Source organism: Pseudomonas sp. EA_65y_Pfl1_P113 (genome assembly GCF_963970525.1).
In the GTDB taxonomy this organism is placed as follows: Bacteria; Pseudomonadota; Gammaproteobacteria; order Pseudomonadales; family Pseudomonadaceae; genus Aquipseudomonas; species Aquipseudomonas tritici.
This window is the reverse complement of record NZ_CAXAQM010000047.1, coordinates 1-21,464: the sequence shown is the minus strand read 5'-3', so window position 1 is coordinate 21,464 and position 21,464 is coordinate 1. Positions and strand designations below refer to the sequence as shown.

Sequence of the window (21,464 nt, the reverse complement as noted above, 5' to 3'; positions counted from 1 at the left end):
CGGTGTCCTACCGGATTACCTACTTAGCTATCAGGACAATAGCAAATCATTGCGCAGGGTTGCAGCCTTGTGCCGGCGGTGGAGGCGAACGCTTGCCTCGTCGACACCGCTCGGAGCAATAGCGCACCTCGTCCCAGCAACGTGCCCATTTCTTGCGCCAGTTGAACGCCAGTCCACACACAGGGCAGGTTTTGGACGGGAGTTGGCCTTTTTTCATCGTATTGTCCCGTCCTGGCGAGGCTGCTTCAGGCCACTGAACACACCCAAAGGTGATTGTGGCGGTAGGGCGCGCGCGTGAGGTGAACGTTGCAGACCAGATACAGCCCTCGCCCCTGCAACGCTTCGGTCAGTTGTACGAGTGTTTCTGCTTGAAGAGTCATGAGCTTTCACCTCGCCAGAATGTCTGCGTTCACAATCCCTGACCAAAAGTACAATCTACACATTCAATTTTTTACGGGGGCATCGTTGTTTGCATTTCGTCGGTAAACGCTTATGCCTCGCAGCCAGCCGCCGATGCAGTGGTAAGCCCGGTTGAAACCGGATGCTGTGATTCAAGGAGGGTGTTATCAAATACCTAACTGTTGAGGAATTGGATGCCATCGCCGAGATCGAGACGACATCCAGCATCTTGCGGCTTACAACGCGCTTGACCGGAATGCGGTTTTCGGCGATTTCCAAAATGACCGATCGCCTTTGGGTCGCCTGCGCGGCTCATCAGCACCACGCTGGAGCTGCAACGCAACAAAACTGTGAAAGCGGCGCCTTGACAACGCCATCCCGTCAATCGTCCAGGCTGAAGGTCAACCATGCGGCGTGTTCAGTCTGACGGTTGATTTCCACGATCACACCCTTCACAACGCTACCATCAGGCAGCCTGACTTCCACGTGGTTAGCGTGTCCTGGCCACTGTACGGGCTGATCGACTTCCAGGCGTGCGATGGTCGGCGTGCCGCTTTCCGAAAGGCGCACGGTCACCTTTTCATTCAAGCACTCGTCTGGCTCAACGCCCAAGTGGCGAGAAGCCAACAACACACTGGCAGTGCCTTGATAAGTTTGAGACATGAGATTGCTTCCTTTAATAGCGGGCGGATTCAGGCGGTAGACCTCCTGCCTGAGCCAGAGGTTTCCACGGATTGATGGCCGGTTATGCAAGGCCTTAGAGAAAACTGGATGGTCGGCCCTATCCGCCAGTAGGGGGTTCCCGTTTTGCATGTAGGAGGCGGCCTATCCTGCGCCCCGTGGCTTGAAACACCTGTCTTCCGGCAATAGCCTCGGATTTTTCTGAAAGTGAAGCCTTCACGATGGGTAAGCGAAAAACGGTTTGGCCGACTGAACGCGAAATACGCCTGCGCTTTATCCTCTTCGCGGTGATCGACGCGGCAAGCGTTCAAGGTGTTTCCTCCGAGTTGTTACTGCCAGCGCACAAATTGCTGCGCGAGTCGCCGACTGAGGCGCAGGTATTGAAAACGTTGGGCGAAATTCTCGGCACTGATGAAATGGTTGGGTTCAGGTTTGCTCCAGGATCAGAAGCAGAAGAATTGATGCGCATGTTAGGGGAACCTGGCGGCTGAGTTCTTTGCGTCCAAAGTGACAGGATCTGCGAACGATCTACAGGTGAACTGAGTGTGCTGCAGTTTGGCTTTCACAGTATTTCGATCAGTGGGCGCAGACGTTTCCAATAATAGGGAGTGACCTCGCGGGCGTACCAGTCTTCCCACCTCGTGCCCCCGAATTCCAAGGACTTGCCCGATGCTGTTGCGCCACCCTCCGTTCCTGTTTGCCGCCCTGACGTTAAGCACACTGGTGCACGCCGAAGACCTGCAATTGGCCCCGGTCGAAGTCACCGGCAGCGAAGCCAGCGCCGGTGAAATGGCGCAGGCGCAGCTCAGAAGCGTGCCCGGCGGTACTAACTACATCGACATGAACAGCGTGCAGCAGGGGCGGGTGAGCACCAACGAAGACGTGTTCAAGTACCAGGCCGGGGTGTACGCCAAGGCAGCGAACAATGAAGGGGTGAAACTCTCGATTCGCGGTTCGGGCCTGAACCGCAGCCCCGGTTCCCATGCCTCCGGCGTGTATGAAATGTTCGACGGTCTGCCACTGACCGGGCCTGGTGGTACCCCCTATGAGTTGAAAGACCCCTTGTGGCAGAGCCGCGTTGAAGTGCTGCGCGGTGCCAATGGTTTTGACCAGGGCGCCCTGGCCCTCGGTGGCGCGGTCAACTACGTGACCCACACGGGCTACGATGCGCCTAAGTTGCAGGTGCGATACGAGGCGGGCAGCAAGGGTTACGCCCAGCGCGAGATCAGTTCCGGCCAGGTCTTGGGAGATGTCGACTATTACATCAGCCTCACCGACGCCGAGTCTGACGGCTATCAGCGCCAGAGCGCCGGCACCGGCAAGGGCGTGGCCGCTAACTTCGGCTACCGTTTCAACCCGGACCTGGAGACGCGCTTCTATTTCCGCTACCGCGAAACCACCAACGACACCCCCGGCAAGCTCACTCGCGCGCAAATCAGCCATGACCCGCGCGCGGCCAACAGCCTCAACGCCGCCCGCGACTCCAAGCGCCTGCAACCGGGCTCCACCTGGATCGCCAACAAGACCACCTTGCAGTTGGACGACAATTCCCGGGTCGAACTCGGGCTGGCTTACCACGACTACCCGATGGACCTACGCGAAGGCACCAACCGTCTTAAAGTTGCCTACACCGATGTCAGCGGCACCCTCAACTACATCCGCCAGGACACGCTGTTCGGCCACGACAGCAAAACTACGTTGGGCCTGCGCACCACCCAAGCGATGCCCAACAACGGCGCGTCGGAATATGTGCGCACACCGGCCGACAATACCGCTGGCTACGCCCCCGGCACCAAGACCCGCGACTACAGTTATCTGGGCGCCGACACCGTGCTGCATATCGGCAACGATCTGGAGCTGGTCCCTGACCTGTGGCTGACGACCGGCCTGGCCGCGATCTACACCCGGCGCGAAACCCAGGTCACCTACCCCGAAGGCCAGGCGCCGCTCAGCCAGCACGACTGGGACTACGCGCCGCGCATCGGCCTGCGGTATGACTTCACACCGCAATTGCAGGTGTACGGCAACCTGAGCCGCTCGGTCGAGCCGCCGCACGCGTGGTCGATGATATGGGGCTCCAACAAATACTTCACGAGTGGGCCGGCCAAAGGTTTGGCGCGCGAAGGCGTGAGCCTGGAAAACCAGACCGCCACCACCCTGGAAATCGGCGGGCGTGGCGAAGCGTGGCTCGGCCAATGGGACCTGGCGCTGTACCGCTCTGAAGTGCGCCACGAACTGCTCAGCGTGGAAACCCAGGCCCAAACGGCCACCCGCAATGCCATTGTCGCCGAAGCCAATGCCAGCCCCACTGTGCACCAAGGCCTGGAAGTGAGCCTGCTCAGCCCTTTGTGGAACGGCGGCCGCAACGGCCAGCTCTCCCTGCGCCAGGCCTATACCTTCAGCGACTTCCACTACCGCGACGACGACCGTTTCGGCGACAACACCTTGCCGGGCATCCCCAAGCACTACTACCAGGCGCAAGTGCGCTACAGCCACCCGACGGGTTTCTTTACCAGCCTCAATAGCGAATATTCCTCGCGCGTGGCGGTCGACTACGCCAACTCCTATTACGCTGCGTCCTACACCATCCTCGGCGCCACCTTCGGCTACAACGCGCCAAAGCAAGACTGGCAAGCCTGGGTCGACCTGCGCAACCTCACCAACCGCCGGTACGCCAATACGGTCACGCCAGGCTATGACGACAAAGGCCTGGATGTAGCGCGTTCGACGCCAGCGGATGGCCGCGGCCTCTACACCGGCGTCTCCTGGAGCTGGCGCTGACAGGCGCGCGACCTTCCAAACAATGCAATCAACGGTGCTCTCAGAAAGGGGGTGGCCCTTGCTCCTGCACCGATTTACTGGCATTGTCTGCGCAATTGGTAACACTTCCCATTTGAGATATTTTTGCGCATGCATGACATTCCCGCCGCGCTGGATGACTCCGTCCGGCAGCAGACCCTCACGGCGATGTACAGCGAGCACCACGGCTGGTTGCACGGCTGGCTGCGCAAGAAACTCGGTTGCTCCCAGCATGCCGCCGACCTGGCGCATGACGCGTTCATCCGCGTACTGATGCTGGCCGAACCGCAAAATATCAAGGAACCCCGTGCCTTCCTGGCCACCACGGCAGGGCGGTTGTTGATCGACGGCGCCCGTCGTCGCCGTATCGAAAAAGCCTACATGGAAGCGTTGGTGATCCAGTGCGAAGATGCCGGCATGCCGGACCCGGCCGCGATTCATGTGGCGCTGCAAGCCCTGGAACGTATCGCCGAGATGCTCGCGGGCTTGCCTGCCAACGTCCGCGAAGCGTTCCTGTTGAGTCGCCTCGATGGGCTGACCTACAGCGAAATCGCCACGCGCCTGGACGTCTCTTCCAGCACCGTCAAAAACTACATCTCCAGCGCCCTGGTGCATTGCTACCACAGCCTGCACCCGACAGACACGCTGGAATGAGCGCCGAGCAGATCATCCAGCAAGCGGCGCAGTGGCTGACCCGCCTGCACGACGAGGATGCCAGCGACGCCGACCGTCACGCGTTTAATGCCTGGTGCCAGGCCGACCCGCGTCACGCCGTGACCATTGAACGCATGCGCGCCTTGTGGGGCAGCCTCGACACCTTGCCCGCCAAGCCCGCCCGTGTTGCCCTTAACCGCGCGTTTCCCCCGCAACGTCCGCGTGGTGCGCAGGTGGCGGGCTTGCTCGGCGTGGTCTTGTGCGGCTGGCTGGGCTTGCAACACGTGCCGGTCTGGATGGCCGACCAGCGCACCGCCGTCGGCGAGCGCCGGCAGATTGCCCTCGAAGACGGCAGCCAGTTGCAGCTCAACAGCAACTCGGCAGTCGACGTGAAATTCGACGGGCATCAACGCGTGATCGAGCTGTTGCAAGGTGAACTCTGGGTCGAAGTGGCCAAGGATGCGCAGCGGCCTTTTGTGGTCCGCACCGACCAAGGCACGGCCACCGCATTGGGTACACGCTATCTGGTCAAGCGGGCGGCAGACGGCACCACGGTCGTCACGGTGATCGAGTCCAGCGTGGCGGTCAAAGGTGAAGCCAGCGATGGTGTCAAGGTCACGGCCGGCCAGCGTTCGGTCCTTGACCACGGCCGCGCCCAGCCGCCGCAAGCCATCGTCGATGCCGACCCGGATGCTTGGACCCGCGGCCTGCTCAAAGTCAACGACCAACCCCTGAGCGAGGTGCTGCAAACCCTCGCCAGCTATCGCCATGGCATGCTGCGCTTCGACCCTCAGGCCCTGCAGAACCTGCGGGTATCGGGCGTCTTCAAGCTGGATGACACGGCGGCGGCGCTGTCGTCACTGGCGGATAACCTGCCGATCCAGGTGGAGTACTTCACCGACCTGCTGGTGGTGGTCAAGCCGCGCTAGCCTTCGTTCTGGCGCAGTCGCTTGTACAAGGTATTGCGGCTCACCCCCAGCTCGCGTGCCAGGTGGGAAATATTCCCGCCGGCAGCCTTCAAGCGCTGGTTCAGGTCGAGGCTGTCATCCAGCTCGTCATTGGCGGGCCGTGGCGCCGCTACGTCCAAATCCACAAAAAAGTCATCCGGTAGATGCTCCGGGCGGATCGGCTGTTCCTCCGCCATGGCCAGTGCCACCCGCAGCACACTGCTGACCTGGCGCAAGTTCCCCGGCCATGGATGCTGATCGAACAGCGCCAGCACTTCGGCGCTCAGGCCCGCCCATTGGGTCGGCTCGCGGTGTTGCTGCCACAGTTGCTGGAACAGCGCCTGCTTGTCCGTACGCTCGCGCAACGGCGGCAGCTCCAGCGTCAGGCCGCCGATACGGTAGTACAAATCCTCACGAAACCGCCCAGCCTTCACGCGTTCGCGTAACGCGTGGTTGGTGGCCGAGATGATGCGTAAATCCACCGGGAACAACTCGCTGCTGCCCACCGGCTGTACGCAACGCTCCTGCAATACCCGCAGCAGGCGGGCCTGTGTCGGCAGCGGCATATCACCGATTTCATCCAGAAACAGCGTGCCCTTGTCGGCCTTGCGGATCAGGCCGATGCTGCCTTTTTGATTGGCGCCGGTGAACGCGCCTTTTTCGTAGCCGAACAGTTCCGATTCCACCAGTTCAGCGGGAATCGCCGCGCAGTTCACCGCAATGAACGCCTTCTGGCTACGCGAGCTGGCCTGGTGCAGAGCTTTGACGAACACTTCCTTGCCCACGCCGGTTTCACCGTGGATCAGCAGGGGGATGTCCTTCTCCAGTAAGCGCTCGGCCTGACGCACGGCTTTCTCCACGCGCACATCACCAAAATGCAGGGTATTGAGGCCAATCGACGTGGGTTTCGCCGGCACCGGTTCAGTGAATATGCGGGCCTGCACGGGCCTCTGCTGAGGCCGCTTCAACAGGCACTGGAACCGGTTGCGTCCCGCCGCTTGCAGCGAGAAGGGCAACCCCTCCGGCTGGTTCAACAATTCCAGCAACGACACCTTGAACAAACTGTCGATCATCACCCGCGACAAACTGATGCCCAACAGGTTGTCGGCACGACGGTTGGCCGACAGCACTTGGCCGCTCTCATCAAAAATCAGCAGACCGGCCCACTGGCTATCCAGATTGCTCAAGCCAGTGTTAAAGGTCAGTTGGAAATGTTCACCGCGAAACAGGTTGAGGATGAGCCGGTTTTCCACGGTCTGGCTCATCATCTTAACCATGCCCAAGGTGTGGGAGGGCGGCAGGTAGCTGTCGCTGGACACATCCAGCACCGCGATGATCTCGCGCTGGGCATCAAAGATCGGCGCCGCTGAGCCCGTCATGAAGCGGTTGGCCTTGAGAAAGTGCTCATCGTGTTCGATACGCACCGCCTGGGCACAGGCCAGCGCGGTGCCGATAGCGTTGGTGCCGCTGGAACGTTCCACCCAACTGGCGCCGGGGTTGAAGCCCCGAGCCAGCTTGGGCTCGATAAAACGCTGGGTGCCCCAGCGGGTCAGCACCTGGCCCTGGTTGTCAGCCAACATGATCAGGCAATTGGAGTTGCTGAGGATGTTCTCGTAGTAGGGCAGCACTTCTTGATGGGTGGTTTGCACCAGCGAGTGCTGGCTTTCGAGCAATTGGCTGATGCACTCGGCGGGCAGTTGGTCGAAGCTGGGCGTGCTCTGGTGGTCCAGGCCGAAGGCGCGGCAACGGCGCCAGGATTCCTGGATAAGGGTGTCGTGAGCCAAGGGTTCGGCCATGGGGTCGACCTTCGTTTTTATTATTATTGGGCTTGCACAATTTATCTGAAGAAACCGGCCACGTATGCCCTGTGTTGTTGATGAGAGTGTTGTTCATAACTGTTCATTGTCAAGGCGCTGATTGTTCAGTTGTTCAGCCTGCGTTGTTCATTTCTGTTCACACCTGAACATCCCATTCAGCCCATTTCCTTGCGCATCAAACACTTGCGGTTTTGGCACGAAACTCGCTCTGACATCTCGCCAGATTCATTCCAATAATAAAAAAGGTCGTGTCATGTCATTGACCCTGGAAAATGTCTCCCGCGTTGTCGAAGGCCAAACCTGGATCGACGACGCCAACCTGCGTTTCGAAGCCGGCTCCTTCAACGTCCTGCTCGGTCGCACCCTGTCCGGCAAGACCAGTCTGATGCGCCTGATGGCCGGCTTGGACAAACCCAGCAGTGGCCGCATCCTGATGAACGGTGTGGATGTCACGCAAAAGCCGGTGCGCCTGCGCAACGTGTCGATGGTGTATCAGCAGTTCATCAACTACCCGACCATGACCGTGTTTGAGAACATCGCCTCGCCGTTGCGCCAGGCTGGCGTGTCCGACGAGGTGATCCAGGGCAAGGTGCTGGAAACTGCGAAGATGCTACGCATCGAGAAATTCCTCCAGCGCCACCCGCTGGAACTCTCCGGTGGCCAGCAGCAACGCACGGCCATGGCCCGCGCGTTGGTCAAGGACGCCGAATTGATCCTGTTCGATGAGCCGTTGGTGAACCTGGACTACAAACTGCGAGAAGAGCTGCGTCAGGAAATGCGCGAACTCTTCGCAGCACGTCACACCATTGCCATCTACGCCACCACCGAGCCCAATGAAGCGTTGGCCCTCGGTGGCACCACCACCATTCTTCACGAAGGCCGGGTGATCCAGAGCGGTAAAGCCGCCGAGGTGTATCACCAGCCGCAGACCGTGCTGGCCGCTGAGCTGTTTTCCGAACCGCCGATCAACCTGATGCCAGGGCGTATCAGTGGCAACGAAGTGAGCTTCGCCAATTTCGTGCACTTCCCGCTGAACGTCGACCTGCGCCCCATCGGCGAAGGCGATTTCCGTTTTGGCGCACGCCCCAGCCATATCAGCCTGGTACCGAGCAACGACGACGACCTAGAACTGGCGGTGACCGTGGAAGTCGCGGAGATCAGCGGCTCGGAAACCTTCCTGCACGTACGCAGCGAACACTTCCTGCTGGTGCTGCACCTGTCGGGGGTGCACGAATACGACGTCGACGCGCCGATTCGCGTGTATATCCCCACCCATAAACTGTTTGTGTTCGATGGCCAGGACCGTTTGGTCCAGGCCCCCGGGCGCCGTGTCGCGAGGGTTGCCTGATGGCCGAGATCCATTTGCAGAACCTGGCGCATAGCTACAGCCCTACGCCGAGTGGTCCTGAGGACTACGCGATTCGGGAAATGAACCACGTGTGGGAGCAGGGGGGAGCCTACGCCTTGCTCGGGCCGTCCGGCTGCGGCAAGTCGACTTTGCTCAATATCATTTCCGGCCTGCTCAGCCCGTCTGAAGGCCAGGTGCTGTTCGACGGCAAGGCGGTCAACGAACTCACTCCGGAAAAACGCAACATTGCCCAGGTGTTCCAGTTCCCGGTGGTGTACGACACCATGACGGTGTTCGACAACCTGGCATTTCCCCTGCGCAACCAGGGCATGGCTGAGGCGAAAATTCACAGCAAGGTGCAGGAAATTGCCGAAGTCCTCGACCTGCACAGCCTGTTGAGCAAAAAAGCACGCAACCTCACCGCCGACGAAAAGCAGAAAGTCTCCATGGGCCGTGGCCTGGTGCGCGACGACGTGTCGGCGATCCTGTTCGACGAACCGCTGACGGTGATCGACCCGCACCTCAAATGGAAGCTGCGGCGCAAGCTCAAGCAGATCCACGAGCAATTCAACATCACCATGGTCTACGTGACCCACGACCAGTTGGAGGCCTCGACCTTCGCCGACAAGATCGCGGTGATGTACGGCGGCCAGATCGTGCAGTTCGGCACGCCCCGTGACTTGTTCGAACGGCCGAGCCACACCTTTGTCGGCTATTTCATCGGCAGCCCTGGGATGAATCTGATCGAGGTGCAGGCCGAGGCGGGTGGGGTGCGGTTTGCCGGCACGCACCTGCCATTGTCCGAGGCTTTGCAGCAACGTATTGCCAGCACCGATTACAAGAAATTGCAGGTAGGTATCCGTCCGGAATTTATCCACGTGTGGGACGAGCACAGCCCTGACGCCCTGCAGGCTGATGTCACACACCTTGAAGACCTCGGCACCTACAAGATCCTCACCCTCAACCTTGACGGCGCCACGCTCAAAGTGCGTCTGTCCGAAGATAAAGCGGTGCCCGAAGGCAAGGCTTCCATCAGTTTCCCGTCGCAATGGCTGATGGTGTATGCCGACGATTACCTGCAGGAGGCGCTGCCATGAACAAGGTGCAGAACAACAAGGCCTGGTGGCTGGTGTTGCCGGTGTTCCTGCTGGTGGCGTTCAGTGCGGTAATCCCGATGATGACCGTGGTCAACTATTCGGTGCAGGACATCTTTGACCAATCCAGCCGCTACTTCGTCGGTGTGGAGTGGTACAAGCAAGTGCTGCTCGACCCGCGTCTGCATGATTCGCTGCTGCGTCAGTTCATCTACTCGGCCTGCGTGCTGCTGATCGAAATCCCGCTGGGCATCGCCATCGCCCTGACCATGCCGACCAAGGGCCGCTGGTCGTCGCTGGTGTTGATCATCCTCGCCATTCCGCTGCTGATTCCATGGAACGTGGTGGGCACTATTTGGCAGATTTTCGGGCGCGCCGACATCGGTTTGTTGGGTTACAGCCTCAACGCCCTGGGCATCAGCTACAACTACGCGGCCAACACGGCGGACGCCTGGGTCACCGTGCTGGTAATGGACGTGTGGCACTGGACGTCGCTGGTAGCGCTGCTCTGTTATTCGGGACTGCGCGCCATTCCGGATGTGTACTACCAGGCTGCGCGGATTGATCGGGCATCCGCCTGGGCAGTTTTCCGACATATCCAGTTGCCGAAGATGAAAAGCGTGCTGCTGATCGCGGTAATGCTGCGTTTCATGGACAGCTTCATGATCTATACCGAGCCCTTCGTCCTCACGGGCGGTGGACCGGGTAACGCCACCACCTTCCTGAGTCAGACACTGACCCAGATGGCCGTAGGCCAATTCGACCTGGGCCCGGCGGCGGCATTCTCGCTGGTGTATTTCCTGATCATTCTGTTGGTGTCCTGGCTGTTCTACACCGCCATGACCCACTCCGACGCCAATCGCTGAGGCCGCCAACATGAGCAAGCGCAAGCTTATACCGCTGCTGATCTACATCCTGTTCCTGCTGGTGCCGATCTATTGGCTGCTGAACATGTCCTTCAAGAGCAACACCGAAATCCTCGGCGGGCTGACGCTGTTTCCGCAGGATTTCACCCTGGCCAACTACAAGGTGATCTTCACCGATCCAAGCTGGTACACCGGCTACCTCAACTCGCTGTACTACGTGAGCCTGAACACGGTGATCTCCTTGAGCGTGGCGCTGCCGGCGGCCTATGCGTTTTCGCGCTACCGTTTCCTCGGCGACAAGCATCTGTTTTTCTGGCTGCTGACCAACCGGATGGCGCCGCCGGCGGTGTTTTTGCTGCCGTTCTTCCAGCTGTATTCGTCGATCGGTCTGTTTGACACGCACATCGCCGTCGCCCTGGCGCACTGCCTGTTCAACGTGCCGTTGGCGGTGTGGATCCTCGAAGGCTTCATGTCCGGCGTACCTAAGGAAATCGACGAAACCGCCTACATCGATGGCTACTCGTTTCCTAAGTTTTTCGTGAAGATTTTTATCCCGTTGATTGGCTCCGGTATCGGTGTGACCGCGTTTTTCTGCTTCATGTTTTCCTGGGTCGAACTGCTGCTGGCGCGCACCCTGACCTCGGTCAACGCCAAGCCTATTGCGGCGGTGATGACGCGCACGGTCTCGGCGTCGGGTATCGATTGGGGCGTACTGGCGGCGGCGGGGGTGTTGACTATCCTTCCCGGCATGCTGGTGATCTGGTTTGTTCGCAACCACGTGGCCAAGGGCTTTGCCCTGGGCCGGGTCTGAGGAGTCGATGATGGAATGGATGGCCTGGACCACCCCCACGGCGCTGTTCTTTGGCGGCATAGCCCTGATCCTGGCGGGCATGACCACTTGGGAACTGCGCTCGCCGAGTATCCCCCGGCGGGGGTTTCTGCCGATCAGCACCACCCGTGGTGATCGTTTGTTTATCGGTCTTCTCGGTAGCGCTTACCTGCATTTGCTGGTCATCGGCGTTACCGACTGGAGCATCTGGGTGGCGTCCGCGCTCTCCCTGGTATGGCTGTTGAGTGTGATGCGTTGGGGCTGAAGCCCTTGTGAATAAACCACCTGGAGGTCTCTATGTTGAATAAAAACAATAAGCTGCGACATAGCATTTCATTGGCCGCCGTACTGGCCCTCAGCGGTTTGAGCGCCTCGGCCTGGGCCGATGCGTATGAAGATGCCGCAAAAAAATGGATCGGCAGCGAGTTCAAGCCGTCGACGCTCACCGAAGCCCAACAGCTCGAAGAGTTGAAGTGGTTCATCAAAGCCGCCGAACCCTTCCGTGGTATGAAGATCAACGTGGTGTCGGAAACCCTCACCACCCACGAGTACGAGTCCAAGGTGCTGGCCAAGGCCTTCACTGAAATCACCGGGATCAATCTGACCCACGACCTGCTGCAGGAAGGCGACGTGGTGGAGAAACTGCAAACCCAGATGCAGTCCGACAAGAACATCTATGATGGCTGGGTCAATGACTCGGACCTGATCGGTACGCACTTTCGCTACGGCAAGACCGAATCCATCACCGACCTGATGGCCAATGAAGGCAAGAGCTTCACCTCACCGACCCTTGACCTCAAGGACTTCATCGGCATCTCATTCACCACTGCGCCGGACGGCAAGATCTACCAATTGCCCGACCAACAGTTCGCCAACCTCTACTGGTTCCGCGCCGACTGGTTCGAGCGTCCGGAGCTGAAAGCCAAGTTCAAGGAAAAATACGGCTACGACCTCGGTGTGCCGGTGAACTGGTCGGCCTATGAAGACATCGCCAAGTTCTTCAGCGAAGACGTCAAGGAAATCGACGGCAAGCGCATTTATGGGCACATGGACTACGGCAAGAAGGACCCGTCCCTGGGCTGGCGCTTCACCGATGCCTGGTTCTCCATGGCCGGTGGCGGCGACAAGGGCCTGCCCAACGGCTTGCCGGTGGACGAGTGGGGCATTCGTGTGGAGGACTGCCACCCGGTGGGCTCCAGCGTCACCCGTGGCGGCGACACCAACGGCCCGGCCGCGGTATTTGCCACACAGAAATACGTGGACTGGATGAAAGCCTACGCGCCACCGGAAGCGGCGGGCATGACCTTCTCCGAATCCGGCCCGGTGCCGTCCCAAGGCAACATCGCCCAGCAGATCTTTTGGTACACCGCGTTTACCGCCGATATGGTCAAACCGGGCCTGCCGGTGGTGAATGCCGACGGCACGCCGAAATGGCGCATGGCGCCGTCACCTGTCGGACCGTATTGGGAAAAGGGCATGAAGAAGGGCTATCAGGACGTCGGTTCCTGGACCTTCCTCAAGTCGACGCCGGAGAAACAGAAACTCGCGGCCTGGCTTTACGCGCAGTTCGTGACCTCGAAGACCGTGTCACTGAAGAAAACCATCGTTGGCCTGACGCCGATTCGTGAGTCCGACATCAACTCCCAGGCCATGACCGACATGGCGCCGAAACTGGGGGGGTTGGTGGAGTTCTACCGCAGCCCGGCCCGTACCGAATGGTCGCCAACCGGCACCAACGTGCCGGACTACCCACGCCTTGCGCAACTGTGGTGGAGCAACATTGCCGCTGCTGCCAGCGGCGAGAAAACCCCGCAGCAAGCGCTGGACAACCTGGCCAAGGAGCAAGACGCGATCATGGCGCGCCTGGAACGCTCCAAGGTGCAGCCGGTGTGCGGTCCGAAAATGAACCCCGAGCGTGACGCGCAATACTGGTTCGACCAGCCGGGCGCGCCAAAACCGAAACTGGCGAATGAGAAGCCCAAAGGCGAGACCGTGAGCTACAGCGACCTGCTCAAGTCGTGGGAGGCGGCGCGTAAGTAAGCGCTTTGAGTGAAGCAAAACGGCACTCAGGTGCCGTTTTGTTTTTCCGACACTCACAGCATGCAAATTTCAGAACGATACAAATCAAAGGTGGGGCTGGCTTGCCAGCTCCCACCTGTTGTCCTGCGGTGACTTGACGATCACGCCGCCTGTGGCTGAACCAGCAACTCCCCCTCGACATCCTTGACCAACTCACTGGCCAAAAACAGCGGTGCCAGGCGTTTATGCAGTTGTGGCTCGACAAACTCCTTCACCGTCTCCAGCGCCAGTACGCCGCTCAACGGCAACTCGGCCTTGGTGTACGACAACCAGGCTTTCTTCAGTGCCTGCAACACATCACTGCCGGCGGTGGTGGCGAAGCGGCGGTGGGTAGGTTTACCGTCAAAAGTGAAGGTGTGCTGGAACGTGTAGCCGGTTTCATCACCCTGGCTGGCGGTGCAGCGGATGCAGGTGCACGGGCCTTCGCCGAAAGCGCTGCGCAGGTAGGCGTTGAAGTCCACCACGGGTTTGAGTGACAGGCGCTTATCCACCTCGAACAGGTCCCCGGTCATTTTTTCGTCAGTGTTCAACGTCCATTTCCTCGCAGATTCGGCGGTTTTTCAAAGCGCGGCACAATAGCAGCCGAGCGCCTGTTTGTGGGTGATTTACATAACAATAGACCTCGATATTCTTTTCCCGTCTTAAAAATCGTGGCTACCCTCGTTCACCTTCTCAAAAGTGCGGCAGAACCCCATCACCCTCAAGCGCTTCTCTTGGACCCTTCTGGTTGCCTCGCTGGCGTGCTGAAAAAAAAGGCCGACAGCTGGAAGGACTACTTCTTTGAAGAAGCCGACAGTGGTAACGGTAGCTGACCCCCCCCAAAGTGAATTTGCAGTGTTTGAGGGGTCAGCGGAAAAACTCACCGGGTGTGGCCTCGAACTGTTGCCTGAACGCATTGATAAACGCCGACGTCGACTCATACCCACACCCCAACGCGACATCTGTTACCCGCTCGCCTTGCTCCAGGGCGGGCAGGGCGGTGAGCAACCGCAAGCGCTGGCGCCATGCGCGAAACGTCAGCCCGGTATCCCTCAAAAACAACCGGCTCAACGTCTTCTCACTCACGTCCAGCTTTTGGCTCCACTGGCCCAACGTTGTCTGCTGCTCCGGGTGCAGGTTTAAACTGCGGTAGATCTGGCGCAAGCGCGGGTCCAGTGGCAGCGGCAGCATCAAATCAACCTGCGGCGCCGCCGCCAGTTGGTCCAGTACCACCTGCGCCAAACGCCCATCCGGCCCATCCTCGGCATATTCCACCGGCAGTTCGCTGAAGCTGCGGATCAACTCGCGCAGCAAACTGCTCACTTCCAACACATGACAGCGTTCAGCCGCCCAGGCCGTGACGCTGCAATCGAGGTACAGGCTGCGCATTTCCGTGTGGGGCGAGCTGAACACGCGGTGTGGCATTCCTGCCGGTATCCACACCGCGCGCTGTGGCGGCGCTACGAAACGGCCGACGCTGGTCTGGATCTCCAGCACCCCGGAAATCGCGTAGGACAATTGCACCCAAGGGTGGCTGTGCCGACGGGTCAGCGCGCGGTTGGGCAGCGATTCAGTGCGCCCATATACCGGCCGTGGCAGGCTGGAGAGCCCGGGCACACTGCGGCGGACGGTCTTGTCATGTCCTTTAGGCGGCATTTACTGGCTCATTGGCGTTAGTCGGTAATAAACCGTTACGTTAGAGTCGCGGTGACGCTCTTGGCAACCCCTGGAAGATCCTGCTTATGACCCGCCCGCGTTTCCTGCCCGACAACTTCACCCTGACGCTGATCGCCACGGTAATCCTCGCCTCCCTGTTGCCCGCCAGCGGCCAGACCGCCGTGGCCTTCGGCTGGCTCACCAACCTGGCCATTGCGCTGCTGTTTTTCCTGCACGGCGCCAAGCTGTCGCGCCAGGCCATTGTTGCTGGCGCCGGTCACTGGCGCCTGCACCTGCTGGTGTTCAGCCTGACCTTCGTGCTGTTCCCGCTGTTGGGCCTGGCGCTCAAGCCGCTGCTGTCACCGCTGATCGGCAACGACCTGTACATGGGCATGCTCTACCTCTGCGCTTTACCGGCTACCGTGCAGTCGGCGATTGCCTTCACGTCCCTGGCACGCGGCAATATCCCGGCGGCGATTTGCAGTGCGGCGGCCTCCAGCCTGTTTGGCATCTTCCTCACGCCGCTGTTGGTGACGTTGCTGCTCGACGTGCACGGTGACGGCGGCTCGACCGTCGACGCAATCCTGAAAATCAGCGTGCAATTGCTGCTGCCGTTCATCGCCGGGCAGATCGCGCGTCGCTGGATTGGTGAGTGGGTGGGGCGCAATAAATCCTGGCTGAAATTCGTCGATCAAGGCTCGATCCTGCTGGTGGTGTACGGCGCGTTCAGCGAAGCGGTCAATGAAGGCATCTGGCACCAGATCCCTCTGTGGGAGCTGGGCGGGCTGGTGGTGGCGTGCTGCGTGTTGCTGGCCTTGGTGTTGGTGGCGTCGGCGGTGCTGGGCAAGGCCTTCGGCTTTAACCAGGAAGACCGCATCACCATTCTGTTCTGCGGCTCGAAGAAGAGCCTCGCGACCGGCGTGCCGATGGCTCAGGTGCTGTTTGCCGGCGCGACCATGGGCGTACTGATCCTGCCATTGATGCTGTTTCACCAGATCCAACTGATGGTGTGCGCGGCACTGGCCCAGCGTTACGCCAATCGGCCAGAATCGATTCAGGAGCTGACGGCGCAAGTCGATCCTTGAGGCTCGTGTTACTATTTTTCCGCGCTGCTCAAGGGCCGGCACTGGGCCGGCTTGATCAACGCGGAAACTGAGTAGACCGACCCGTCAATGAGCATTTCAGCCGCAACCCCCCAAACCAATTGGCAACCGGTCATCGCCCTCGCGTTGGCCGCCTTTGTGTTTAATACCACCGAATTCGTGCCCGTTGGGCTGCTCAGTGCCATCGGTGCCAGCTTCGACATGCCGGTGTCCAGCGTCGGCCTGATGCTCACGATCTACGCCTGGATCGTGTCCCTGACCTCCCTGCCGGTGATGCTGCTCACCCGCAACATCGAACGGCGCAAGCTGCTGATCGTGCTGTTTTGCATGTTTATCGTCAGCCACATTCTCTCCAGTGTCGCCAACAGCTTCGGCCTCCTGATGCTCAGCCGCATCGGCATTGCCTTGTCCCATGCGCTGTTCTGGTCGATCACCGCGTCGCTGGCGGTACGTCTAGCGCCGGAAGGCAAGCAGGTGCAAGCCCTCGGCCTTCTGGCCACCGGTACTTCCCTGGCGATGGTCCTGGGCATTCCGCTGGGTCGCCTGCTCGGCGAAGCCATGGGCTGGCGCACCACGTTCCTGGTGATCGGCGCCTTCGCTGCCGCGCTGGTGTTCTGGCTGGCGCGCACCTTGCCGCTATTGCCGAGCCAGAACTCCGGCTCCCTGCGCAGCCTGCCGCTGCTGTTCAAGCGCCCGGCGCTGGTAGCGCTTTATGTGCTTACCGCGATGACCGTCACCGCGCAATTCACCGCCTACAGCTACATCGAACCCTTCGTCGAAGGCGTGGCCGGTATGAGCGGCAGCGCGGTGACCCTGATCCTGCTGGTATTCGGCGGCGCGGGCATCATCGGCTCGCTGCTGTTCAGCCTGGTGCACCGCTTCAACCCGCATGTATTCGTCGTCGGCGCGGTATTTATTCTGGCCGCGTGCCTGGCGCTGCTACTGCCGTTGAGCGGTGCGCAATCCTACCTGGTGGTGCTGAGTATTTTCTGGGGCATGGCGATCATGGGCTTTGGCCTTGCCATGCAGTCCAAAGTGCTGGTACTGGCACCGGACGCCACCGACGTGGCCATGGCGATGTTCTCCGGCATTTACAACATCGGCATCGGCGGCGGCGCACTGATGGGCAGCTGGGTCGGCAGCCAGTTCGGCTTCGCCTGGATCGGCGCGGCGGGCGGGTTGCTGGCGGCGGTGGCGTTGATTGGGTATTGCTTGGCGATCAGGCAGTTTGGGCCGGGTGTGCCCAGGTAGGAGCAAACAAGCTCGCTCCTACGACCAGACAAGTCTTACACAGTATTTTGATACCCATTGCTACCGTCGCCCAGGGCCGCCCACCGCCTGTGGTGACGGCACTTGAACAGCAATGGAGTTGATTGTGCATAAGCGTTTGACCGCAGAATTCATGGGTACTTTCTGGCTGACATTCGGCGGCTGTGGCAGCGCCATCCTGGCGGCGGCATTCCCGGATTTAGGCATTGGTTTTGTGGGCGTTTCGCTGGCGTTTGGTCTCACGGTATTGACCATGGCCTACGCGGTAGGGGGAATCTCCGGCGGGCATTTCAACCCTGCGGTGACCATTGGCCTATGGGCGGGGCGCCGCATTCCTGCGGGGGATGTGCTGCCGTACATCGCGGCGCAGGTCAGCGCAGCGATTGTCGCCGCTGCGGCGTTGTACCTGATTGCCAGCGGGCAGCCGGATTTCGCTGTGGGTGGTTTTGCCGCCAACGGTTACGGCCCATTGAGCCCAGCCCTCTTCGACATGAAGGCTGCGGTGCTGGCCGAACTGATCGCCACGTTTTTCTTCGTATTCATCATCATGCGCGTGACCGCACCGGGTGCTGTGCCTGGTTTTGCGCCGATTGCCATCGGCCTGGCGCTGACCTTGATTCACTTGGTTCTGATCCCGGTGACCAATACGTCGGTGAACCCCGCCCGTAGCACCGGGCCGGCGTTGTTTGCCGGGGGCGAGTATAGGGTTCAGTTGTGGTTGTTCTGGGTGGCGCCGGTTGTTGGCGGGGTGTTGGGCGCGTTGGCAGCTCGCACATTGGGCGAGCAAAAGCCGGCTTGAAACTTTATACATTTGAGAAAATCGGTACAGCCTTAAAGCTCGACAGTGTTGGCTCTGGCAGTTGCCGCTGCACGCTGGTGAGAAAGGGTTCCCAAGTGACCTTGGCTTCGCCGGGGTATCTGGCGGGCTCGTTCACGGAGTGTGTGGAGAGAGTGATTCCGCATTTGCAGCGCAAGGGGTTGTTCCGCACGGCGTATGAAGGGAGACGTTGCGCGAGTACATGGGCCTCGCTGATCTCACATGCTGAACGCGCTCAATGTGGGAGCAGGCAAGGCAGCCCCCACAGTTCTAGCGGGGTGACCCTTAGTCCACGCAAATCGCCCGGCCGAGCTTGCCTTTTTCCACCGTCGCCGAGCAGCCGAAGTGGCTGTTGTCCGCTTGGCAGGTGCCGCTGATCGGCGTGCTGCCAGTTTGGGTGGTGACACTGGTCTGGCACTCGCCATCACACTGACTAGAGTCGGTACACGCCTTGCCTGCATCCTTGTACGGCGTGATGCATTTCCAGCTCTGCAACTTGCCGACTTGCTTCATCGTGCCGCCGCCTGCCAGGCAAGTCGATGCGGTGGAGTCTTGCGCAGGTGGCGTGTTAGGTGCTGTTGAAGTGCAAGCCGATACCAACAGCAGGGCGGCCAGGCCGATCATCAATTTCATGCAAAAGTCCTCATTGGGTAAGCGCAGCGGTGCAGTGTACGGGCAATTGGACTACTTTGATTGACGAGCGATCCCTACCCGGTAGTTACCCATGCACGCGTTATGGAAGCGGTATTTGGCCTTGCTGGAAAACGATCTGAGCACACAGATTTTCGACAACGTGAAAAACCTGCTGGTGTGCGCGCTGTTGTTTGCGGCAGGGACCAATACGCTCGTGGGCCAGCAGGACCTGTTTATCGGGGTGTTTGCCTCCAGCGTGGCCGGCTGGGGGCTTATTGTGCTGTCGATGCTGTTGATGCTGTTGAACGTCAGCGATGGCATCCGTCGATTGGCCAAGCTGCGTTATCACCTGGCGCTACAGCTGTTGTTGATCCTGGTGTATCTGGTGGTGGCCGAGCGGGTGGTAGAGATTGTGTGGGGCTTCCGCGCGCATTGAAGTATCCTCCGCGCCCCGCTTATTACCGATTCAAAGACAGATGACAGGACAAGATATGCAGGCGCTGCTGGACTCGATCCTTGACGAAGTGCGCCCCCTGATCGGCCTCGGCAACGTCGCCGACTACATCCCCGCGCTGGCGGATGTGCCGGCCAACCAGATCGGCATCGCCGTGTACGGCAACGACGGCTCGGCCTACCGCGCCGGTGACGCCGATACGTTGTTCTCGGTGCAGAGCATCTCCAAGGTGTTCAGCCTGGTACAGGCCATCGATCACGGCGGCGAAACCATCTGGGAACGCCTGGGCCACGAACCGTCCGGGCAACCGTTCAACTCCATGGTGCAACTGGAATTCGAGTGCGGCCGCCCACGTAATCCGTTTATCAATGCGGGCGCGCTGGTGATCTGTGACATCAACCAATCGCGCTTTGCCGTGCCAATTCTTTCGATGCGCGACTTTGTACGGCGCCTGTCCGGCAACCCGCAAATCCTGGTGAACAGCGTCGTCGCCGACTCCGAAGCCCAGCACGGCGCGCGCAACGCGGCCATGGCTTACCTGATGAAGTCCTTCGGTAACTTCCACAACGATGTAGACGCGGTGCTGCACAGCTACTTCAACTACTGCGCGTTGCAGATGAGCTGTCTGGACCTGGCCAAGGCGTTCAGCTTTCTCGCCAACGAGGGCACCAGCGCCCACAGCGGCGAGCAAATCCTGACCGCGCGCCAGACCAAGCAAGTCAACTCGATCATGGCCACCAGCGGGCTGTATGACGAGGCGGGGAACTTCGCCTATCGCGTGGGATTACCCGGCAAAAGCGGTGTGGGCGGCGGGATTGTCGCGGTGGTCCCGGGGCAGTTTACGGTGTGCGTGTGGTCGCCGGAGCTGAACGCGGCGGGGAACTCGCTGGCGGGGATGAAGGCGTTGGAGTTGTTGAGTGAGCGGATCGGATGGTCGGTGTTTTGAGGTCTCGGACGGGAAGTACGCAAATGTTGGTTCGCAAGCCGGGTGTGAGGACATGGGACACACATTGAGGTAAAGTCGAGTCTGCGTTCAACGCTTGAGGTGATCTATGCTAACTGCCATTGATCTGCCCCTGCCCTGAGCCGGAGACCAACATGTCACGTAAAAAAGTTAAGCCACAAATCACTGAGGCGCAGATTCAGGCTTGAGCACCACCCCCCGCGTCCGGCTGTTCGCCGGACCGAACGGGAGTGGAAAGAGCACGTTCAGCTCGAAAGTTCCGGCTCATTTGCTGGTGAACTACATCAACCCTGATGCAATTGAGTTGAGCATCCGTGAAACGGGGGTGTTTGAATTCGCTGCGTTTGGGCTTGATCAATATGCCATTCGGGCGATTCCGTTCTAACGTGGCCATACATTACTTTTAAAATTCCCTGATTCTCTTGCCAAGCTCGAAGACCTGATCGTGGACGGCGATCAAATCGCTTTTCCCTCACGACAAGTCGACTCTTACATAGCGTCTGCGTTGTCTGACTTTATTCGAGTTTCCTTGGTTGAGGAACGGGTGAGTTTCCGTGCCTAAATCAGGACACACGGTGAAGAGTGTTTCTGGGGGATTTGGACTGTCTTTGATCATGGTGAAGTTCCTTTGTAAATGGAGCTGCCACGATTCGCGGTCAACCGAATTAGGGTGGCAGCTATACGCGGGTTGACCGACCGGCCAAAGAAGCAAAACCGGCATACCCGAAGGTATCCCGCGTACAGCTGCCGCGACACAATACATCAGGCGTAAAAAAAACGCCGAAGATCGGTGTAGTTGCAGTTGCTCTTTGAAGTCGGACGGTCAAATCCGGTCGCTGAATTGGCAGCGACGGCAGAGAGGTTAGTCAGCGCACTTCCGAGCGACGTATGCGTCCGGCCAAGTCATCTACCCAGCCCCGCAAAGCCAAGACATGGTGTGCACTTAAATTTGATCTGACCCCGAAATGTTGGACATCAACATCCAGGGGTGTCATGAAAAAGTACACAGAGCAGGCGAAATTGTCGGTTGTTGAGGATTACTGTTCGGGGAGCGCAGGTCACAGAGAGGTCGCGCA

At 59.7% G+C, this 21,464-nt stretch carries 23 protein-coding genes and 2 pseudogenes; 18 read left to right on the top strand and 7 right to left on the bottom strand.

Annotated elements, in window-relative coordinates; genetic code table 11:
- Positions 1-46: 46 nt before the first annotated feature.
- On the bottom strand, positions 47-217 hold the full coding sequence (locus AACY52_RS26100; protein WP_339420851.1) for a DUF2256 domain-containing protein: 171 nt from the start codon (positions 215-217) through the stop codon (positions 47-49).
- A gap of 28 nt (positions 218-245) precedes the next feature.
- Complete coding sequence (locus AACY52_RS26095; protein ID WP_339420849.1) at positions 246-380, bottom strand: hypothetical protein; 135 nt, start codon at positions 378-380, stop codon at positions 246-248.
- A gap of 185 nt (positions 381-565) precedes the next feature.
- On the opposite strand from AACY52_RS26095, the pseudogene AACY52_RS26090 reads away from it, so the two are divergent.
- Positions 566-715: pseudogene (locus tag AACY52_RS26090) on the top strand (GAF domain-containing protein); the annotation flags it as partial.
- A 65-nt stretch (positions 716-780) separates the two neighbouring features.
- On the opposite strand, the gene AACY52_RS26085 reads toward AACY52_RS26090, so the two are convergent.
- Entirely contained in the window at positions 781-1,062 is a 282-nt protein-coding gene (locus AACY52_RS26085) for a hypothetical protein (RefSeq protein ID WP_339420847.1), read from the bottom strand.
- A 239-nt stretch (positions 1,063-1,301) separates the two neighbouring features.
- Between AACY52_RS26085 and AACY52_RS26080 the strand changes: the two genes are divergently transcribed.
- The 4 genes from AACY52_RS26080 to AACY52_RS26065 all read left to right on the top strand — a co-directional run bounded on the left by AACY52_RS26080 (position 1,302) and on the right by AACY52_RS26065 (position 5,462).
- On the top strand, positions 1,302-1,571 hold the full coding sequence (locus AACY52_RS26080; protein WP_339420845.1) for a hypothetical protein: 270 nt from the start codon (positions 1,302-1,304) through the stop codon (positions 1,569-1,571).
- A gap of 178 nt (positions 1,572-1,749) precedes the next feature.
- Positions 1,750-3,861, top strand: a complete 2,112-nt coding sequence (locus tag AACY52_RS26075) for a TonB-dependent receptor domain-containing protein (RefSeq protein ID WP_339560969.1) — start codon at positions 1,750-1,752, stop codon at positions 3,859-3,861.
- 129 nt (positions 3,862-3,990) lie between these two features.
- Positions 3,991-4,533 carry a sigma-70 family RNA polymerase sigma factor gene (locus AACY52_RS26070; protein WP_339436949.1) on the top strand — a complete coding sequence of 181 codons (543 nt, stop codon included), beginning with the start codon at positions 3,991-3,993 and terminating at the stop codon, positions 4,531-4,533.
- Positions 4,530-5,462 (top strand): FecR family protein, encoded by a 933-nt coding sequence (locus AACY52_RS26065; protein WP_339560968.1) that lies wholly within the window; start codon positions 4,530-4,532, stop codon positions 5,460-5,462. Before AACY52_RS26070 ends, AACY52_RS26065 begins: the two co-directional genes overlap by 4 nt.
- On the opposite strand, the gene AACY52_RS26060 is transcribed toward AACY52_RS26065, so the two are convergent.
- Entirely contained in the window at positions 5,459-7,276 is a 1,818-nt protein-coding gene (locus AACY52_RS26060; protein ID WP_339420837.1) for a sigma-54-dependent Fis family transcriptional regulator, read from the bottom strand. The two genes, AACY52_RS26065 and AACY52_RS26060, sit on opposite strands and share 4 nt — an antisense overlap.
- A 274-nt stretch (positions 7,277-7,550) precedes the next feature.
- Here AACY52_RS26060 and AACY52_RS26055 point away from each other — a divergent pair, with 274 nt between their 5' ends.
- From AACY52_RS26055 to AACY52_RS26030, 6 genes are read left to right on the top strand one after another with little or no spacing between them, the layout of a single operon-like run.
- Positions 7,551-8,645, top strand: a complete 1,095-nt coding sequence (locus AACY52_RS26055; protein WP_339560967.1) for an ABC transporter ATP-binding protein — start codon at positions 7,551-7,553, stop codon at positions 8,643-8,645.
- The gene (locus AACY52_RS26050) at positions 8,645-9,742 is read left to right on the top strand and encodes an ABC transporter ATP-binding protein (protein WP_339420833.1); all 1,098 of its coding nucleotides are present in this window, start codon (positions 8,645-8,647) and stop codon (positions 9,740-9,742) included. The genes AACY52_RS26055 and AACY52_RS26050 overlap by 1 nt, the downstream gene beginning before the upstream one ends.
- A complete protein-coding gene (locus AACY52_RS26045) occupies positions 9,739-10,605 on the top strand; it encodes a sugar ABC transporter permease (protein ID WP_339420831.1) in 867 nt (288 codons plus the stop codon). The genes AACY52_RS26050 and AACY52_RS26045 overlap by 4 nt, the downstream gene beginning before the upstream one ends.
- Before the next feature lie 10 nt (positions 10,606-10,615).
- Complete coding sequence (locus AACY52_RS26040; RefSeq protein ID WP_003232361.1) at positions 10,616-11,416, top strand: carbohydrate ABC transporter permease; 801 nt, start codon at positions 10,616-10,618, stop codon at positions 11,414-11,416.
- A 10-nt stretch (positions 11,417-11,426) separates the two neighbouring features.
- The gene (locus AACY52_RS26035) at positions 11,427-11,699 is read left to right on the top strand and encodes a DUF2160 domain-containing protein (RefSeq protein ID WP_003232363.1); all 273 of its coding nucleotides are present in this window, start codon (positions 11,427-11,429) and stop codon (positions 11,697-11,699) included.
- A gap of 32 nt (positions 11,700-11,731) precedes the next feature.
- Positions 11,732-13,474 (top strand): ABC transporter substrate-binding protein, encoded by a 1,743-nt coding sequence (locus tag AACY52_RS26030; protein WP_339420828.1) that lies wholly within the window; start codon positions 11,732-11,734, stop codon positions 13,472-13,474.
- Between the two features lie 140 nt (positions 13,475-13,614).
- Here AACY52_RS26030 and AACY52_RS26025 read toward each other — a convergent pair whose 3' ends face one another.
- Positions 13,615-14,043: a hypothetical protein gene (locus AACY52_RS26025; protein ID WP_339420826.1), complete on the bottom strand. Its 429-nt coding sequence runs from the start codon at positions 14,041-14,043 to the stop codon at positions 13,615-13,617.
- Positions 14,044-14,359: 316 nt separating this feature from the next.
- Positions 14,360-15,148 carry a helix-turn-helix transcriptional regulator gene (locus tag AACY52_RS26020; protein WP_339420824.1) on the bottom strand — a complete coding sequence of 263 codons (789 nt, stop codon included), beginning with the start codon at positions 15,146-15,148 and terminating at the stop codon, positions 14,360-14,362.
- A gap of 86 nt (positions 15,149-15,234) precedes the next feature.
- Here AACY52_RS26020 and AACY52_RS26015 point away from each other — a divergent pair, with 86 nt between their 5' ends.
- The 4 genes and pseudogenes from AACY52_RS26015 to AACY52_RS26000 all read left to right on the top strand — a co-directional run.
- Positions 15,235-16,233, top strand: a complete 999-nt coding sequence (locus AACY52_RS26015) for a bile acid:sodium symporter family protein (protein ID WP_339428216.1) — start codon at positions 15,235-15,237, stop codon at positions 16,231-16,233.
- An 87-nt stretch (positions 16,234-16,320) separates the two neighbouring features.
- The gene (locus AACY52_RS26010) at positions 16,321-17,502 is read left to right on the top strand and encodes a sugar transporter (RefSeq protein WP_339420820.1); all 1,182 of its coding nucleotides are present in this window, start codon (positions 16,321-16,323) and stop codon (positions 17,500-17,502) included.
- Between the two features lie 112 nt (positions 17,503-17,614).
- Positions 17,615-18,319, top strand: coding sequence for an aquaporin Z (gene aqpZ / locus AACY52_RS26005; RefSeq protein ID WP_339420818.1), 705 nt, complete (start codon positions 17,615-17,617; stop codon positions 18,317-18,319).
- Positions 18,320-18,426: 107 nt separating this feature from the next.
- Positions 18,427-18,566, top strand: a pseudogene (locus tag AACY52_RS26000) (LLM class flavin-dependent oxidoreductase); the annotation flags it as partial.
- Between the two features lie 56 nt (positions 18,567-18,622).
- On the opposite strand, the gene AACY52_RS25995 reads toward AACY52_RS26000, so the two are convergent.
- Complete coding sequence (locus AACY52_RS25995) at positions 18,623-18,970, bottom strand: hypothetical protein (protein WP_339420816.1); 348 nt, start codon at positions 18,968-18,970, stop codon at positions 18,623-18,625.
- 91 nt (positions 18,971-19,061) lie between these two features.
- Here AACY52_RS25995 and AACY52_RS25990 point away from each other — a divergent pair, with 91 nt between their 5' ends.
- The 3 genes from AACY52_RS25990 (at position 19,062) to AACY52_RS25980 (ending at position 20,773) form a co-directional block, all read left to right on the top strand.
- Positions 19,062-19,406 (top strand): hypothetical protein, encoded by a 345-nt coding sequence (locus tag AACY52_RS25990; protein ID WP_339420814.1) that lies wholly within the window; start codon positions 19,062-19,064, stop codon positions 19,404-19,406.
- Positions 19,407-19,461: 55 nt separating this feature from the next.
- Positions 19,462-20,370 carry a glutaminase B gene (gene glsB / locus AACY52_RS25985; protein ID WP_339420877.1) on the top strand — a complete coding sequence of 303 codons (909 nt, stop codon included), beginning with the start codon at positions 19,462-19,464 and terminating at the stop codon, positions 20,368-20,370.
- A 202-nt stretch (positions 20,371-20,572) separates the two neighbouring features.
- The gene (locus tag AACY52_RS25980) at positions 20,573-20,773 is read left to right on the top strand and encodes a hypothetical protein (protein ID WP_339420812.1); all 201 of its coding nucleotides are present in this window, start codon (positions 20,573-20,575) and stop codon (positions 20,771-20,773) included.
- The last annotated feature ends 691 nt before the right edge of the window (positions 20,774-21,464 follow it).